Origin of the sequence: Rhizobium croatiense (genome assembly GCF_019793465.1) — a bacterium.
In the GTDB taxonomy this organism is placed as follows: domain Bacteria; phylum Pseudomonadota; class Alphaproteobacteria; order Rhizobiales; family Rhizobiaceae; genus Rhizobium; species Rhizobium croatiense.
On record NZ_JAILYJ010000007.1, the window covers coordinates 65825 to 83109 of the forward strand.

General features: G+C 62.3%; 15 protein-coding genes. 2 read left to right on the forward strand and 13 right to left on the reverse strand.

Going from position 1 to position 17285, the window contains the following annotated elements; all coding sequences use genetic code 11:
* Positions 1-11 precede the first annotated feature (11 nt).
* The 10 genes from lpdA to K6M89_RS13185 all read right to left on the reverse strand — a co-directional run bounded on the left by lpdA (position 12) and on the right by K6M89_RS13185 (position 10298).
* Positions 12-1457 (reverse strand): dihydrolipoyl dehydrogenase, encoded by a 1446-nt coding sequence (lpdA, locus tag K6M89_RS13140; protein WP_222139744.1) that lies wholly within the window; start codon positions 1455-1457, stop codon positions 12-14.
* 18 nt (positions 1458-1475) lie between these two features.
* Positions 1476-2057, reverse strand: coding sequence for a GNAT family N-acetyltransferase (locus K6M89_RS13145; protein ID WP_222139745.1), 582 nt, complete (start codon positions 2055-2057; stop codon positions 1476-1478).
* A gap of 4 nt (positions 2058-2061) precedes the next feature.
* Positions 2062-2703 carry an SGNH/GDSL hydrolase family protein gene (locus K6M89_RS13150; protein ID WP_097579188.1) on the reverse strand — a complete coding sequence of 214 codons (642 nt, stop codon included), beginning with the start codon at positions 2701-2703 and terminating at the stop codon, positions 2062-2064.
* Positions 2704-2722: 19 nt separating this feature from the next.
* Entirely contained in the window at positions 2723-4066 is a 1344-nt protein-coding gene (locus K6M89_RS13155) for a pyruvate dehydrogenase complex dihydrolipoamide acetyltransferase (RefSeq protein ID WP_222139746.1), read from the reverse strand.
* A gap of 15 nt (positions 4067-4081) precedes the next feature.
* On the reverse strand, positions 4082-5479 hold the full coding sequence (locus K6M89_RS13160) for a pyruvate dehydrogenase complex E1 component subunit beta (protein ID WP_222139747.1): 1398 nt from the start codon (positions 5477-5479) through the stop codon (positions 4082-4084).
* Between the two features lie 16 nt (positions 5480-5495).
* On the reverse strand, positions 5496-6542 hold the full coding sequence (pdhA, locus tag K6M89_RS13165; protein WP_183915771.1) for a pyruvate dehydrogenase (acetyl-transferring) E1 component subunit alpha: 1047 nt from the start codon (positions 6540-6542) through the stop codon (positions 5496-5498).
* Positions 6543-6687: 145 nt separating this feature from the next.
* Positions 6688-7008 (reverse strand): FtsB family cell division protein, encoded by a 321-nt coding sequence (locus tag K6M89_RS13170; RefSeq protein ID WP_222139748.1) that lies wholly within the window; start codon positions 7006-7008, stop codon positions 6688-6690.
* A gap of 136 nt (positions 7009-7144) precedes the next feature.
* Positions 7145-8419 carry a phosphopyruvate hydratase gene (eno, locus tag K6M89_RS13175; RefSeq protein ID WP_064683612.1) on the reverse strand — a complete coding sequence of 425 codons (1275 nt, stop codon included), beginning with the start codon at positions 8417-8419 and terminating at the stop codon, positions 7145-7147.
* Between the two features lie 140 nt (positions 8420-8559).
* Positions 8560-9405 (reverse strand): 3-deoxy-8-phosphooctulonate synthase, encoded by an 846-nt coding sequence (gene kdsA, locus K6M89_RS13180; protein ID WP_222139749.1) that lies wholly within the window; start codon positions 9403-9405, stop codon positions 8560-8562.
* Positions 9402-10298 carry a VOC family protein gene (locus tag K6M89_RS13185; RefSeq protein WP_222139750.1) on the reverse strand — a complete coding sequence of 299 codons (897 nt, stop codon included), beginning with the start codon at positions 10296-10298 and terminating at the stop codon, positions 9402-9404. The genes kdsA and K6M89_RS13185 overlap by 4 nt, the downstream gene beginning before the upstream one ends.
* A gap of 196 nt (positions 10299-10494) precedes the next feature.
* On the opposite strand from K6M89_RS13185, the gene lexA reads away from it, so the two are divergent.
* On the forward strand, positions 10495-11214 hold the full coding sequence (lexA, locus tag K6M89_RS13190) for a transcriptional repressor LexA (protein WP_097579181.1): 720 nt from the start codon (positions 10495-10497) through the stop codon (positions 11212-11214).
* Here the strand turns inward: lexA and K6M89_RS13195 are convergent.
* Positions 11195-13627 (reverse strand): ComEC/Rec2 family competence protein, encoded by a 2433-nt coding sequence (locus K6M89_RS13195; RefSeq protein WP_222139751.1) that lies wholly within the window; start codon positions 13625-13627, stop codon positions 11195-11197. The genes lexA and K6M89_RS13195 overlap by 20 nt on opposite strands.
* A gap of 290 nt (positions 13628-13917) precedes the next feature.
* On the opposite strand from K6M89_RS13195, the gene gltA reads away from it, so the two are divergent.
* A complete protein-coding gene (gltA, locus tag K6M89_RS13200; protein ID WP_008526864.1) occupies positions 13918-15207 on the forward strand; it encodes a citrate synthase in 1290 nt (429 codons plus the stop codon).
* A gap of 28 nt (positions 15208-15235) precedes the next feature.
* Here the strand turns inward: gltA and lpxB are convergent, their stop codons facing one another.
* Positions 15236-16405 (reverse strand): lipid-A-disaccharide synthase, encoded by a 1170-nt coding sequence (lpxB, locus tag K6M89_RS13205; protein WP_222139752.1) that lies wholly within the window; start codon positions 16403-16405, stop codon positions 15236-15238.
* A complete protein-coding gene (locus K6M89_RS13210; protein ID WP_222139753.1) occupies positions 16402-17283 on the reverse strand; it encodes an LpxI family protein in 882 nt (293 codons plus the stop codon). The genes lpxB and K6M89_RS13210 overlap by 4 nt, the downstream gene beginning before the upstream one ends.
* Positions 17284-17285: the final 2 nt, after the last annotated feature.

Sequence of the window (17285 nt, forward strand, 5' to 3'; positions counted from 1 at the left end):
CCCGGAAATTATCAAGCGTTCAGCACGCGGCCATAGGCATCGAGCACCGCTTCCTTCATCGTCTCGGAGACTGTGGGATGCGGGAAGATCGTGTGCATCAGCTCTTCCTCTGTCGTCTCGAGGTTCATCGCGACGACGAAGCCTTGAATGAGTTCGGTCACTTCGGCGCCGACCATGTGGGCGCCGAGCAGTTCGCCGGTCTTCTTGTCGAAAATCACCTTCACCATGCCCTGGTCTTCGCCAAGCGCGATCGCCTTGCCGTTGGCGGCGAAGGAGAAGCGGCCGACGCGGATATCGCGGCCCAGCTCCTTGGCCTTGGCTTCGGTGAGGCCGACGGAAGCGACCTGCGGATTGCAATAGGTGCAGCCCGGAACCTTGCCCTTGTCGGTCGGATGGACATTCGGTAGGCCGGCGATCTTTTCGACGCAGACGACACCCTCATGCTCGGCCTTGTGCGCCAGCATCGGCGGGCCGGCGACGTCGCCGATGGCATAGATGCCGGCGATGTTGGTCTTGCCGTAACCGTCGGCGACGACGCAGCCGCGGTCGGTCTTGATGCCGAGCGCTTCCAGGCCGAGATTTTCGATATTGCCCTGAACGCCGACGGCCGAAATCATCCGGTCGGCAGTGATCTGCTGCACCTTGCCGTCTGACGTCTCGACATGGGCGGTGATGCTGCCGGCACCCTTCTCGACCTTGGTGACCTTTGCGCTGGTGAAGATCTTCAGGCCGCGCTTCTCCAGCTGCTTGCGGGCAATCGCGGTGATTTCGGCATCCTCGACCGGCATGATGGTCGGCATTACTTCGACAACCGTCACGTCGACGCCCATCGAGCGGTAGAAGCTGGCGAATTCGATGCCGATTGCACCCGAACCCATGACGATCAGCGATTTCGGCAGCGCGTGGGGCTTCAGCGCCTCGAAATAGGTCCAGATCAGCTTGCCATCGGGCTCGATGCCGGGGAGCGCGCGCGGGCGGGCGCCGGTCGCGATGATGATGTGCTTGGCGTTATAGGTGCCCTCGCCCTTGGCGTTCTTCGGCAGCGGATGCTGCGGCTCGACAACCGGCTTCGACGACTTGCCGACGACGATCTCACCGGGCTTCGTGATCTTTGCCTCACCCCAGATGATGTCGATCTTGTTCTTCTTCATCAGGAAACCGACGCCGGCATTGAGACGGGCTGAGACGGCGCGCGAGCGGCCGACAACGGCCTTGGCGTCCGGCTTGACCGAGCCTTCGAGAACGAGACCGAAATCCTTGAAGTGGTTGGCGTGATCGAGCACTTCTGCCGAGCGCAGCAGCGCCTTGGTCGGGATGCAACCCCAGTTCAGGCAGATGCCGCCCATATGCTCACGCTCGACGATCGCCGTCTTCAGGCCGAGCTGGGCCGCGCGGATGGCGGCGACATAGCCGCCGGGACCGGAGCCGATGATGATGACGTCGTAGGATTCAGCCATGTGTGTCCTGCCCTTTGTTTACGCTGCGCCGCGGGTCATGAGCACCCACGCGTGTCTCTTGCTGTTTTCGAAGAGAGGCACGGCATCAGCGCGCGCAGCCTCCGAGAATCCGTTTCTTCCATAAAGCGACAGAGCCGCCTCGTTATCACTTGCGGTAATGAGACTGACGGGCCGGCGATCGGCCCTGTCGATCTGATCCTCCAGCAACGTTCGCCCGATGCCGATGCCACGCAGATGGCGATAGACGCCGAGGCTGCCGATGAACCAGCTTCCCACAACCGTCTTCTGCAAGGCAAGCATCGGCGCGGTCGCCGGGATCGTCGCCTCGATATCGCCTATGCCTTCATCCAGCGCATGGCCGATCGCCACACCGGCAATCTCGCCATAGGCCTCGGCGATGACGGCATCCCGCCAGCCGCCGAGGGCTTCCTCCTCACTCATTTTCAGCCGCCCCCGCTCCAAAGGCGTGTCGCTTATGCCGCTCGCCACATCGGCGAACCAGAGCCAGGAGGCAAACCCATGCGAGGCGATATCCGCCAGAATCGCCAGCTCCGAGGCATCCCGCCGTGAGGCCTGCCGCAGCGCGATGAAGGCGGTCATATCCTCAGATCCCCAGCATCATCCGCACGATCGATTCCAGCCCGCGTCCGAGCGCACGGGTGTTTTCCGCATCGAGATGAATGCCGTCGATCGGCGTGGTCCTGGCGACGGAATTGCCGTCGAAAAAGCCGCAGCCGAGTTCGTCGGCGAGATCACGATAGAGCGTCGCAAGCTTGGCCGATTCCTCGATGCCGCCGGGAAAGGATGCGGCGAAGGGCACGTTGCCCGTCGCGCAGATCGCCGGCGGCGCCACGATCAGGATCTCCGGTCCGTCGAATTCGAAGGGCCAGGCATGATTGCGGATCAGCCGCACGAGGCGGCTGATGCCCTGGCAGGCCGCAAAGGCCGAACCCGCCACAACCGGCTTCATGTCGTTGGTGCCGAGCAGGAGGATGACGAGATCGAGCGGCGCATGCGTCTGCAGGATCGTCGGCAGGACGCGCGCACCGTTGCGGTCGCAATCGGCGAGATGGTCGTCAAAGGCGGTGGTGCGACCGTTCAGCCCTTCGGCGATGATGCGCGCCTCGCTGCCGAGCGCTGCCTGAAGCACGCTCGGCCAGCGATTCTTGTACTCATGGCGGCCGATCGTCTCGGCGTCATAACCCCAGGTCAGCGAATCGCCATAGCAAAGAACGGTCTTGGTCATTTCCGCCTCCGCCCACCTATCAGACGAGCATGCCCATCGGGTTCTCGATGTAGCCCTTGAAGGCCTGGAGCAGCTCGGCGCCGAGCGCACCGTCGACGCAGCGATGGTCGGTCGAGAGCGTGACGCTCATGACCGTGGCGATGGCCATTTCGCCGTTCTTGACGACGACCCGCTGTTCGCCGGCACCGACCGCGAGGATCGTCGCATGCGGCGGGTTGACGACGGCTGCAAAGTTCTTGACGCCCATCATGCCCATGTTGGAGACCGAGCTGGTGCCGCCCTGATATTCCTCGGGCTTCAGCTTGCGGTCCTTGGCCCGCTTGCCGAGATCGCGCATCTCGTTGGAGATGACAGACAGCGTCTTCTGCTCGGCCTTGCGGATGATCGGGGTGATCAGGCCGCCGGGGATCGAGACGGCGACGCCGACATCGGCGTGCTTGTGCTTGACCATGTTGCTGTCGGTCCAGGAGACGTTGGCATCCGGAACATCGCGCAGCGCCAATGCCATGGCCTTGATGACCATGTCGTTGACCGAGAGCTTATAGGCCGGAGCGTTGTCCTTGCGGGGAGCCGCATCGTTGAGCTGGGCGCGCAGCGCCATCAGCGCATCGAGCTCGCAATCGACGCTGACGTAGAAATGCGGGATCGTCTGCTTGGATTCGACCAGGCGCCGGGCGATCGTCTTGCGCATGCCGTCATGCGGCACGAGCTCGTAGGAGCCCGGCTCGAAGAGCTTGAGCACGGCGTCATCGGAAGCGCCCTTCGGCGCTGCGGCGGCCGGCGCAGCAGCTGCGGCAGCCTGCGGAGCAGCAGCAGCCGGTGCGGCGACAGGTTTGGCGCCACCGCCGGCAACGGCGGCTTCGACGTCGCTCTTGACGACACGGCCATGCGGACCGGAGCCGGCGACCGCCGAAAGGTCGATGCCGGCTTCCCTCGCGAGCCTGCGAGCGAGCGGCGAAGAAAAGGTGCGGTTGCCGCCGGCTGAGACTGCCGCGGCGGGCGCAGCAGCCGGAGCGGGCTCAGCCTTCGCCGGTGCAGCCTCGGCCTTCGCAGCCGGAGCGGCTTCAGCCTTCGCCGGAGCGGCGGAGCCGGCGCCGCTTGCGGCAGCGGCGACATCTTCGCCATCGGCGGCAAGAACGGCGATCAGCGCATTGACCTTGACACCTTCGGTGCCGGCGGCAACGACGAGCTTGGCGACCGTGCCTTCATCGACGGCTTCGACTTCCATCGTCGCCTTGTCGGTCTGGATCTCGGCGATCACATCGCCTGACTTGACCTTGTCGCCTTCCTTGACCAGCCACTTGGAAAGATTGCCTTCCTCCATGGTCGGAGAGAGGGCGGGCATCGTGATATTGATCGGCATCGAGATACCCTCCCCTTATTTGTAGCAAACAGCCTTCACCGCATCGACGACTTCGCCGACGTTCGGAAGCGCCAGCTTTTCGAGATTGGCGGCGTAAGGCATCGGCACGTCCTTACCCGCAATCGTCAGGATCGGCGCATCGAGATAATCGAAGGCCTGCTGCATGACGCGGGTGGCGATTTCGGTGCCGACGGAGGACTGCGGATAACCTTCCTCGACGGTGACCAGGCGGCCGGTCTTCTTGACCGATTCGATGACCGTCGGAAGGTCCATCGGGCGGATGGTGCGAAGGTCGATCAGTTCGACGTCGATGCCGATCTTTTCGAGTTCGGCAACCGCCTTCGTCGCATAGGTCATGCCGATGCCGAAGGAGACGACCGTGGCGTCCTTGCCCGAACGATGGATACGGGCCTTGCCGATCGGCAGGACGAAATTATCGAGCTTCGGCACCTCGAAGTGCTGGCCGTAGAGAATTTCATTTTCGAGGAAGATGACCGGGTTCGGATCGCGGATGGCCGCCTTCAGCAGGCCCTTGGCGTCGGATGCCGTGTAGGGCATGACGACCTTCAGGCCGGGGATTGCGCTGTACCAGGCCGCGTAATCCTGGCTGTGCTGGGCGCCGACGCGGGCGGCCGCACCGTTCGGGCCGCGGAAGACGATCGGAGCGCCCATCTGGCCGCCGGACATATAGAGCGTCTTGGCAGCCGAGTTGATGATGTGGTCGATCGCCTGCATGGCGAAGTTGAAGGTCATGAATTCGACGATCGGGCGAAGGCCGGCCATGGCGGCGCCGACGCCGACGCCGGCAAAGCCGTGTTCGGTGATCGGCGTGTCGATGACGCGGCGGGGGCCGAATTCCTGCAGCAAGCCTTGAGTGACCTTGTAGGCGCCCTGATATTCGGCGACTTCCTCGCCCATGACGAAGACGTCCTCACTGGCGCGCATCTCTTCGGCCATGGCGTCGCGGAGCGCTTCGCGCACGGTCATCGACACCATTTCGGTGCCGGCAGGGATTTCCGGGTCGTTCGGAACGGCAGCCTTGGGCTCTGCGGGAACGGGAGCAGCAGCCGAACCGCTATTGGTCGGCTTTTCTTCCTGGGCAACCTGGGGAGCAGCGACCGGCGCCGGCTGAGCAGCAGCAGGAGCGGTGGAAATCGCGTCGGCCGATTCGCCATCCTGCAGCAGCACGGCGATCTTGGTGTTGACCTTGACGCCTTCTGTGCCGGCATCGACGAGCAGCTTGCCGATGACGCCCTCGTCGACGGCTTCGACTTCCATCGTCGCCTTGTCGGTTTCGATTTCAGCAATCACGTCGCCGGAGGTGACCTTGTCACCTTCCTGCTTCAGCCATTTGGACAGCGTGCCTTCTTCCATCGTCGGAGAGAGGGCGGGCATGAGGATATCGATAGGCATGGGTTCCCTCCCCCGATTAGAGCAGAATGTCGGTGTAGAGCTCGGATGCATCCGGCTCCGGATCGGCCTGGGCGAAATCGGCGCTGTCGGCGACGATGTCGCGGACATCCTTGTCGATCGCCTTCAGATCGTCTTCCGAGGCCCAGCCCTTTTCGATGAGGCGCGCCTTGACCTGCTCGATCGGATCCTGCTCGGAGCGCATCTTCTGCACTTCTTCCTTGGAACGATATTTCGCCGGGTCCGACATGGAGTGGCCGCGGTAACGATAGGTCAGCATTTCGAGAATGATCGGGCCCTTGCCGGAGCGGCAATGTTCGAGCGCCTCGTCGGCCGCCGCCTTGACGGCGCGGACGTCCATGCCGTCGACCTGGATGCCGGGGATGCCGAAGCCGGAGCCGCGCAGCGAGTAGTTCGACTGCGCGGTGGCGCGGGCCGTCGACGTGCCCATGGCGTAGCGGTTGTTCTCGACGATATAGACGATCGGCAGCTTCCAGAGAGCGGCCATGTTGAAGCTCTCGTAGACCTGGCCCTGGTTGGCGGCGCCGTCGCCGAAATAGGCGATCGCGACATTGCCGTTGCCGCGGTAATTGTTGGCAAAGGCAAGGCCGGTTCCGAGCGAAACCTGGGCGCCGACGATGCCGTGACCGCCGTAGAAATGCTTTTCTTTCGAGAACATGTGCATCGAGCCGCCCTTCCCGTGGGAATAGCCGCTGCGGCGCCCGGTCAGCTCGGCCATGACGCCGCGCGCTTCCATGCCGGTTGCGAGCATATGGCCGTGGTCGCGATAGGCGGTGATGACCTGGTCGCCTTCCTTCTGCGCCATCTGCATGCCGACGACGACAGCTTCCTGACCGATGTAGAGATGGCAAAAGCCGCCGATGAAGCCCATGCCGTAAAGCTGACCGGCCTTCTCCTCGAAGCGGCGGATCAGTAGCATCTCGCGATAGGCCTTGAGTTCCTCATCCCGATCGAAGTCGGCTACCGGGCCTCCATTCGATGCTTTGGCTGCTGGTTTTGCTGCAGTTTTGCGGCTGGAAACGGTCGCGGTCTTTCGCGGCGCCATTCAACCCTCCCTATGGGTTTGTCGTTTCTCGGTGGCGCGTACCATAGGGAAGAAATTTGACCACAGCAATGCCATAATTGCATGGCTCGTATTCGACACTAAACTATTGGAAATAAAAAATAAATTTGAATTAACCGAATTCCGGTTAATTGGAATAGTGGTTGAATATGACGATCTCGTCCGCACGCGACATATTCAGCTGATATCGCGCCTTTTCATCCAACATGTCCTTGTCGAGCGAACCGTCACTGAGGAGCGCGACCTGACCTTCAAGATGTTCGCGCCTCGCCTTCAACACCGCAAGCTCTTTTTCGCGCGCGACACGCTGACGCTCGAACGTCTCCGTCGCCCGCAGGCCGTAATCGCCATGAACGCAATGATAACCGAAATAGGAGAGGAAGGCGACCGTCATGGCCGGGATGACGAACCTGCCGAACTTTCTCTTCTTATGATGCTTTGTCCACATACACGTATGCTCTTGAACGCATTACCAATTCGTTCAGCATAACGCGCAGAGATTAACCGTTCGTTGACCGTAAATATGAGCAATAAAAAACCCGCGCCGGGAGGGCGCGGGTTAAGCCATTGACGTTCAGATTCGATCAGCCGCGGATGATCGAGCGGCCGGCATACTGCGCCTGCGGGCCGAGGCCTTCCTCGATGCGGATCAGCTGATTGTATTTGGCAAGGCGGTCGGAACGCGACAGCGAGCCCGTCTTGATCTGGCCGCAGTTGGTGGCAACCGCGAGATCGGCAATGGTCGAATCCTCGGTTTCGCCGGAGCGGTGGGACATGACGGCGGTGTAGGCCGCCTTGTGCGCCGTATTGACCGCATCGAGGGTTTCCGTCAGCGAACCGATCTGGTTGACCTTGACGAGGATCGAGTTGGCGACACCCATGCGAATGCCGTCGCGAAGGCGGGCGGAGTTGGTGACGAAGAGATCGTCGCCGACGAGCTGCGTCTTATTGCCGATCAGGTCGGTCAGCGCCTTCCAGCCGTCCCAGTCGTCTTCGGCCATGCCGTCTTCGATCGAGATGATCGGGTACTTGCCGGCGAGTTCGGCCAGATATTCGGCCATGGCGCCCGATTCGAGCGTGCGGCCTTCACCTTCGAGAACGTATTTGCCGTCCTTGAAGAATTCGGTCGAGGCGCAGTCGAGGCCGAGGCACATGTCGTCGCCCGGCTTGTAGCCGGCTTTCTCGATCGACTTCATGATGAAGTCGAGAGCCTCAGGGGCGCTCTTCAGGCCCGGTGCGAAACCGCCTTCATCGCCGACATTGGTGTTGTGGCCCTGGGCGGCAAGCTCCTTGCGCAGCGTATGGAAGACTTCCGAACCCATGCGCACGGCTTCGGCGATCGTATCGGCGCCGACCGGCAGGATCATGAATTCCTGGAAGTCGATCGGATTGTCGGCGTGGGCGCCGCCGTTGATGATGTTCATCATCGGCACCGGCAGCAGGCTCGCCGAAGCGCCGCCGACATAACGATAGAGCGGCAGGCCGGAAGCCTGGGCGGCAGCCTTGGCGACGGCGAGCGACACGCCGAGGATGGCGTTGGCGCCGAGACGCGACTTGTTCGGCGTGCCGTCCAGTTCGATCATAATGTTGTCGATCTGGATCTGGTTTTCGGCGTCGATACCGCCGATGGCGTCGAAGATCTCGGTGTTGGCGGCCTCGACCGCCTTTTCGACGCCCTTGCCGAGGTAGCGCTTGCCGCCGTCGCGCAGCTCGACCGCCTCATGGGCACCCGTCGAGGCGCCAGAGGGAACGGCCGCGCGGCCCATGCTGCCGTCTTCGAGGTAGACGTCGACTTCGACGGTGGGATTGCCACGGCTATCGAGAATCTCGCGGGCGATGATATCGGTGATTGCAGTCATGGGTTCTTCCTGCTCGGTGGGTGATCAATCGTTCGAAGCCTGTCATAATCGAAGGCGGGCAAATTACAATGCCGCAATTCCCGCCTGCGAAGCAGCGTTCTGACGTGGCCTAAACCACGATCATGTCAGCCTGTTGAACATCAAGCCTTGGCGACCGCGTCGAAGGCAAGCAGCTTCTCAAGCAAGCCCGGCATATCCTTGAGATAAACCATGTTCGGGCCGTCGGACGGCGCGTTGTCAGGGTCCTGGTGGGTTTCGAGGAAGACGCCGGCAATTCCCGTCGCCACGGCTGCGCGCGCCAGCGTTTCAACGAATTCGCGCTGACCGCCCGAGGATTCGCCCTGCCCGCCCGGCTGGGCGACGGAATGGGTCGCATCGAAAATGACGGGCGCGCCCATCGCCACCATGATCGGCAGCGAGCGCATGTCGGAAACCAGCGTATTGTAGCCGAAGGAAGCGCCGCGCTCGCACAGCAGCACGTTCGGATTGCCGCTGGCATTGAGCTTCTTCAGGACGTTCTTCATATCCCAGGGGGCGAGGAACTGGCCTTTCTTGACGTTGACGACGCGGCCGGTCCGAGCGGCGGCGATCAGAAGATCGGTCTGGCGGCAGAGGAAGGCGGGGATCTGCAGAACGTCGATCACCTCCGCCACCTCGGCGCATTGCTCGGCGGTGTGAACGTCGGTCAGGACGGGAAAGCCGAATTCCTTCTTCAGGTCGGCGAAGACCTCCATGCCCTTTTCAAGGCCGATGCCGCGCTCGGCCGAGAGCGAGGTGCGGTTCGCCTTGTCGAAGGAACTCTTGTAGACGAGGCCGATGCCGAGCTTTGCGCAGAGTTCCTTCAGCGTGCCGGCGACCATGAAGGCGTGGTCGCGGCTCTCCATCTGGCAGGGGCCGGCAATCAGCGACAGGCGGCCGGTATTGGAAAAGGTGACCTGGCCTTCGCCTTCGCCGATCTTGACCTCGGAATTGGTATCAGTGCTCATCGTGGTTCCTCGAAGGCAAAAAGCGCGCCCTGCCCGGGCGTGGGCTTCACCAGAATGCGATTGTTCTTGCGTGTGTATGTCACTCCGTTAGCAGCCAAATGCGCTTCTGTCACGGCAAGATCGGTGACGGTGAAGAGGATTGCCTGACCGCGCAGGCCACGGTCGGCGGCGGAAACGACAAGCTCGAAATAGGCCTCCAGCCCTTCCGGCGTCATCAGGCTGATCTTGGCATTGGATGCCGCAATCTTCATGCCGAAACCGGTTTTCTCCACCACCGTCTGCCCGACTGCAAGACCAACGAAGGCGGCAAACGCAGCCGGCTCCGGCGAACAAAGCGCGATCTCGGCAATGCCGGTCACGCCATTGGCATGCGTCTCCAGGGCGGCACGACCGGCCGGGAACGAATTGATGCGCTGACAGGTGAAGAGAAACAAGTCGGGCGCGCGCAGATCTCCTGAAAACGCCAGTTTGAAGCTGCCGACGCTTTCCGAACCGTCCGGCATACGCATCGGCCGGCTGAACTGCAACATCTCGCCGGCACTCACGCCGTTGCCCACGAATCGCCGATGATCGAAGCCGGCATCCTCGGTGAGGAAGGCCAACGCCGAAAGTCCCTCCTCGCCGCAGCGGAAACGGAAGGCGCGATTGCGGGCGATGAAGACATTGCCCTGGCGGGCCGCTGTCTCGCTCTCCTCGACACTCGCCACGCCGAGCGGCTCGATATAGGTCTTGTCGGCGAAAAAAACGCAGGCATTTTCCGTTCCGAACGGATGGCGCGCATCGGCGGCGACGGTAAAGCCGAGCTTGCCGAGCCTTTCGCGCGCCAGGTCGATATTGACGACGGGCAGTACGACATGATCCAGCGGGTGCGGTTTGGCGGAATGTGCGATCATGATATCCCTCCTGACACGCCAGAGATGTGCGACAGCACCACCCCCAATGCAAGACATGTGCGCCAATCCGGCGAATGAAAATAAAAATCTCGACGAGTTGGCGCGAAGTTTTACGGAAATTTAGCTACTTGCGGAACACATATGGAACATATAGTGTCTGTTCTGGATTTGTTTCAATCACGAGGTCACAACGTCGATGCTCACGCGCAAACAACAGGAGCTTCTCCTTTTCATTCATGAGCGCATGAAGGAATCCGGCGTTCCGCCCTCTTTCGATGAAATGAAGGATGCGCTGGACCTCGCCTCGAAATCCGGAATTCATCGCCTAATTACGGCGCTGGAGGAGCGTGGCTTCATTCGCCGCCTACCGAACCGGGCCCGCGCGCTCGAGGTCATCAAGCTTCCGGAGGCCTACAGCCCCAGCATCCAGCCCCGGCGCGGCTTTTCACCGAGCGTCATCGAGGGCAGCCTCGGCAAGCCACAGCCGGTCGCCGCCCCTGCTCCCGCAAAACCCGTCGCCGACAACGGCAACTCGGTCTCCGTGCCTGTCATGGGCCGAATCGCTGCCGGTGTTCCGATCTCGGCGATCCAAAACAACACCCACGACATCGTCGTTCCGGCCGACATGCTCGGTTCCGGTGAACATTATGCGCTGGAGGTCAAAGGCGATTCGATGATCGAGGCCGGCATCTTCGACGGCGACACCGTGATCATCCGCAACGGCAGCACCGCAAGTCCCGGCGACATCGTCGTTGCTCTCGTCGACGACGAGGAAGCGACACTGAAGCGCTTCCGCCGCAAGGGCGCCTCGATCGCGCTGGAGGCCGCCAACCCGGCTTACGAGACCCGGATTTTCGGGCCGGACCGTGTCAAGGTTCAGGGCAAACTCGTCGGTCTCATTCGCCGCTATCACTGACATTGGCCAGGCCCGTTTCGGTAAAACTATTGCTGCGCCAGTCATAGGCGCGATGCCGCATCCATGGCCGCGACAATGCATCGAATGCGGTTGCGACCTCGAGGCCGGCGTCCGTGAAGCGCAACTCGATGGAACCGGTTCTGCGCAGCGTCTCACCGGTGAAGAGCGTCGCGCCTGAGCGGCAGCTGTTGAAGCGAAGGCGGACCGACGTCACGACGATATTGGCCGCGTCGCATGCCGGGCCGAGATAGGCGGCATTCTCGATGACGGTTACCACCTGACCATTGCCAAGCCTTGATGTGCACCAGGCCTTCTTGACGCAGGAAAAGCGGTTTGCGTCAGCGCCCGCTGCGGCCGCCCGCATCGCGCTCCTTGCTTCGTTCTGCTGATCGCGAGAAAGCCTAACGCGGCGGTCTTCTCCCTCAGGCGGGATGGCAGGACCATCCAGCATCCTCGGCGGATCGTGCCTCGGCAGGACCAGGGCTCTCTGCCACTGGTCGAAGATGAAGTCCGGCGGCCTTTCACGGTTGGAAGCCATTGCTGCCGCCTCGACGACTGCGACGAGACTGCCATCCTCCGAAATCACCAGATCCGGCGGCCGGGGAACCGGTAAAAGCAACAGGCTGAGCGTCGAGACCGCGATGATCGATGTGCCGACATGGCGCAAGCGGGTGCGAAGCAGCGTCAGCAGAAGAAAACCTGCCACGGCGACGGCGAAATACCAGGCGGGCAAGCGGCCGAGGCCGATATCGCCGCCCCAGCCGGACACCGTCTTGGCGACCGCAATCACCAGATCGAGGCCGAAGCCGACCACCTTCCAGAGCGGAGCGTCCAGACCGAACGGCATGAGCAACATCGCCAGCAGTCCGGCCGGCATGACGATGAAGGAAATGATCGGCATCGTCGCAAGGTTCGCCGGCAGGCCATAAGCGGTCAGGCGATGAAAATGCTCGACCGCAAACAGCGCCGTGGAAAAGCCGCCGATCAGCGAGGTCAGGAAGACGCCGCCGAAGAAACCGGCGACCGCCACGACCGGCCGCAGGACCGGCAGCTTGAGCAACGCGTTCTCCCGGACGCGCCGGTCCTTCCACAGCTGATAGCCCGATACCAGTGCCAAAGTCGCGGCGAAGGACATCTGGAAGCTCGGACCCAAGACTTCGGAGGGTGAAATGGCGATGATGATGAGCGCCGAGAGAACGACATTGCGCAGGCTGATCGACGGCCGGTCGAAGAAGACGGCAATCAGCATGATCGCCATCATGATGAAGGCGCGTTCGGCCGAAACCCCGAATCCCGAGATCAGGAAGTAGGCTGTGACGGCGACGAGTGCGCCGGCAGCGGCGATCTTCTTTGTCGGATAAGCTTGAGCGACACCCGGAACGAGGCTGAGCAGCATTCGGAAACCGACGAAGAAGATGCCGGCTGACAACGCCATGTTAAGGCCCGAGATCGCCACGATATGCGCAAGGCCGGACTGGCGCAGCGCCTCCGTGGTCTCCTTCGAGATGGCGCGCCGCTCGTCGGTCACCAGAGCAGCGGCAAAAGCGCCCGTATCGCCGGGCAGAATCGAGCGTATGCGATCGCCGATGCCGCTGCGCAACTGGTATAGCCATTCGAGCAGAGCTTCGGACGTCGATCTCGCAGGCTGCGGGCCTGTCTGCGAATCGACTTTCTCAGGCGCACCGTAGAAGAAACCGTTGGCGCCGATACCATCGAAATAGGCACCGAAGGAAAAGTCGTTGAGGGCGGGAAGCGCCGGCCCCGCCGGCGGCGTCAACCGTGCTCGACCGGTGATGATGTCACCGATCTCGAAAGGCGCATCGGCGCCGCGGGCGATCACGGTTATGCGCCTCGGCGGCCGCTTCACCTGCGGAGCCTCGGTGCCGGTGACAGCAAGGACATAGCGCCACCGCCCGCGATCATCGCCTTCGCGCCGCTCGACCCGGCCCGTCACCGTCGTCGTCACGGATGAATCGAGGATGACAGTCGAGGCCCGCCAGCTTTCGAGCTGCGCGCAGAGCATGCCGCATACCACGAGGGCAAGCGCCATAAGGGTTGCCCGCAAGGCCGGCCGGCTGCGGCCGGCGACGAGCACCGCAAGCATCAGCACCGACAGGCAGAGCAACGATGGAAGGAGCGGAAAATCCGTTGCAGCAAGAAACCAGTATGCCGCCCCGGCGCCGAGGAAGACCGGCGAGAACAGGAGCAGGCGGCCGTGATCGGCCTCCTCGCTGAGCAAACGGCCGCCAGCGCGCAGCAATTGTGCGACCGCGGTCGTCAGCCGGTGGTGCAATGGCATCGCAGACTGCGTTGTTGCCGGCCGCGATCCCACGGCAGGAGCCGGAAACGCGACAGGATCGGCAAGGCCGACGCCTGCTTGCGGCCGCAATTCGACTGTCGTCAATTTCTGCATGCGCCGCCCAAAATGACCTTGCCCTTGGTCCAGAATGCAACCTCTAATCTCATCCGGCAAGAATAATCGATTGAAATACGGGCGAAAATTGCGAGCGCGAAAAGATCAGTTGAATCATCGGCTTCTGATATGCGTGCCGCTCATCGCTGCAGTGCCTAAAAGGTGATGCCGCAATGCACAAAATGGCGTCACGGTAACTTGGCATTAGCCTCGCGATCATATAGCTATCGCAAAGGACGCTTAACCCCTATGGCGCTTTTGTGGCGCCGCCGACATTTCGGAGGATCAGCATGACGGATCAAAGCGCAACAATAAAAATCGGTGATAAATCAGTCGACCTCGCCGTCAAAAGCGGCACGATCGGTCCAAGCGTCATCGATATCGGTGCTCTCTACAAGAACACCGCTTCCTTCACCTACGATCCGGGCTTCACCTCGACCGCATCCTGTGAATCGAAAATCACCTATATCGATGGCGACGAAGGTGTGCTGCTGCACCGCGGCTATCCGATCGAGCAGCTCGCCGAACATGGCGACTTCCTCGAGGTCTGCTACCTCCTGCTTTACGGCGAACTGCCGACGGCAGCGCAGAAGAAGGACTTCGACTATCGGGTCACGCATCACACCATGGTGCATGAGCAGATGAGCCGCTTCTTCACCGGCTTCCGCCGCGATGCGCATCCGATGGCCGTCATGTGCGGCTGCGTCGGCGCACTGTCGGCCTTCTATCACGACTCGACCGACATCACCGATCCGCACCAGCGCATGGTCGCCAGCCTGCGCATGATCGCCAAGATGCCGACGCTTGCCGCCATGGCCTATAAGTACCATATCGGCCAGCCCTTCGTTTACCCGAAGAACGACCTCGACTATGCGTCGAACTTCCTGCGCATGTGCTTTGCCGTTCCGTGCGAGGAATATGTGGTCAACCCGGTGCTTGCCCGCGCCATGGACCGCATCTTCATCCTGCATGCCGATCACGAGCAGAACGCCTCGACCTCGACCGTCCGTCTCGCCGGTTCGTCGGGCGCCAACCCCTTTGCCTGCATCGCTGCCGGCATCGCCTGCCTGTGGGGCCCCGCGCATGGCGGCGCCAACGAAGCAGCACTCAACATGCTGAACGAGATCGGCACCGTCGATCATATTCCGGAATATATCGCCCGCGCCAAGGACAAGAACGATCCGTTCCGCCTGATGGGCTTCGGCCACCGCGTCTACAAGAACTACGATCCGCGCGCCAAGATCATGCAGAAGACGACGCATGAAGTGCTCGGCGAACTCGGCATCAAGGACGATCCGCTGCTCGAAGTGGCGATGGAGCTGGAGCGCATCGCGCTCACCGACGAATATTTCATCGAGAAGAAGCTCTATCCGAACATCGACTTCTATTCCGGCATCACGCTGAAGGCGCTGGGCTTCCCCACGACCATGTTCACCGTGCTCTTCGCGCTTGCCCGCACCGTCGGCTGGATCGCGCAGTGGAACGAGATGATCGAGGATCCGGAACAGCGCATCGGCCGTCCGCGCCAGCTCTATGTCGGCGAACCGAAGCGCGACTACATTCCGGTTTCGAAGCGCTGATCGCTTTTGAACTCAAAAGAAAACCCGGTCAGAAACGACCGGGTTTTTTCTTTTTCAGCACCTCGAGAAGGACTTCGGCAGCGTGTTCGCCGGGCGGCTTTTCGGTCTGCATGCGCTGCCAGATCAGCTCATAGCCTTCCTTCATCGCCTTGAGTTGGAGAGTGTCGGCCGACAGCCTTTCCATCCAGCGTGCGAGGCTTGCCCCGCGAACGACATCGTTCAGATATTCCGGCACGACCGCGTAATCGGCGATCAGGTTCGGCAGCGCTCCTGTCCAGGTCTTGATGCCCGATGTCAGCAACCGCATGATCCAGTCGACCTTGTAGGCTGAGACGACGGGAACGTCGGCAAGCGCCAGCTCGAGAATAACGGTTCCGGATGCCGCCATCGCCGCATCGGCCTCGACGAAAGCCTTCCACTTTGCTTCTGCGCCGACAACGATCTCCGGCGTTACTGCCCATTTCGCCGTCAATTCGCGCACAAGTCCTTCCTTGTGTCTCATCGTGGGCAGGACAAAGCGCATCGGCCCATTGCGGGCGACAAGTTCGCTCACCGCCACCTCGAAATGCGGCAGGAGCTTCTGGATTTCCGAGGAGCGCGAGCCGGGCAGAAGCAGGATTGTGCCGCTGCCTGGCCGTCTTCCGGCGCGCAGGCGTCGGGTCTCCAGGAGCGCAGCGTCGGCGGTCAGGCGATGCCCCACATAGGTCGTTGCCGGGCCGTTGAGGCGCTGCATCGTCGCCGGTTCGAAAGGCAGAACGGCGAGCACGTGATCGACATAGGCAAGCATGCGCTCGGCGCGATATTCCTTCCAGGCCCAGACGCTCGGACAGACATAATCGACGACCGGCAAGTCCGGCAGCGCCGTGCGGACGCGCTTTGCCACGCGATGGGTGAAATCCGGGCTGTCGATGATGAGCAGAATGTCAGGCCCTGCGGCGATGATCTCCGCCGTTGTCCGGCGGATCAGGCCAAACAGCTTCGGCAGCCGGCTCAGTACCTGGGTGATGCCCATGATCGACAGTTCGGAAAAATCGAACAGGGATCGCAGGCCCTCCGCCTGCAGTCCCTCCCCGCCGACGCCGACTAGTTCCACCGGTCCGTCATGGATGCGCTTCAGCGCGGCGATGAGATCGGCGCCGAGGAGATCGCCCGACACCTCACCGGCAATGACGGCAATCTTCAGCGGCGCGCCGGTCATTCCAGCCCCCATTCCGGCAGGCCGCGATCGATGCCGCAGACGAAAAGCCCCGCCTCGTCGGCGGCGCGGATGACGGCAGCACGATCGAGCACCAGCGAGCGGCCGGCTTCAACGGCGATACCGGCAAGGCCGGCTTTACCGGCGTTCAGCACCGTGGAAACGCCGATCGCCGGCAGGTCGGCGCGAATATCCTGCTGCGGCTTGCAGAGCTTGACGAGCACGCCGCGGCGGCGCGTCGAAATTCGCCCGGCGGCTCTGAGACCGGCGACACGATCAAGCATGTCATCGGTGCCCTCAAGGCCTTCCAGCGCGACAACCCGCCCGCCGATGCTGACGGCGCCCTGCCCGACATCCAGCCGGCCGAGCGTCTCGGCGGCTTCGGCAGCACGGCTGATATCGCGCCGATCTTCATCACCGGGTGCCACGGCGCCAAGCGGACCGACGGAAGCCAGCAGGTCGGGGGCGATCTCATGGGCGCCGACGACGCGCCGGCCGTTTCCCTCGATCAGCCGGATCACCATCTGCAGGACCGTATCGTCGCCGCCGGAGAGCAGGGTGCGGATCGCGGCCGGCACCTTCATCAGAATGCGCAGCGTCGGGCGCACCTCGCGCCATTCCGGCCGGCGGCGCACGCTGCCAGACATCACCACGCGGCCGATGCTATAACGGTTGAGAAGACTATCGAGGGCGGCGAAATCGCCGATGCCGATAATGGCGTGGTCGTAGCCTTCCCAACGCCGGTCGCTTTCGTCCTTCAGGGCGACGATAACAGGATTTTCGCCAGCGGCGCGTGCGGCTTCCGCGACATAGGAAGGCAGAAGGCCGCCGCCGGCGATGATCGCCAGCCGGCCCGCCGCGGTGTCGCCTGATAAAGCCACGG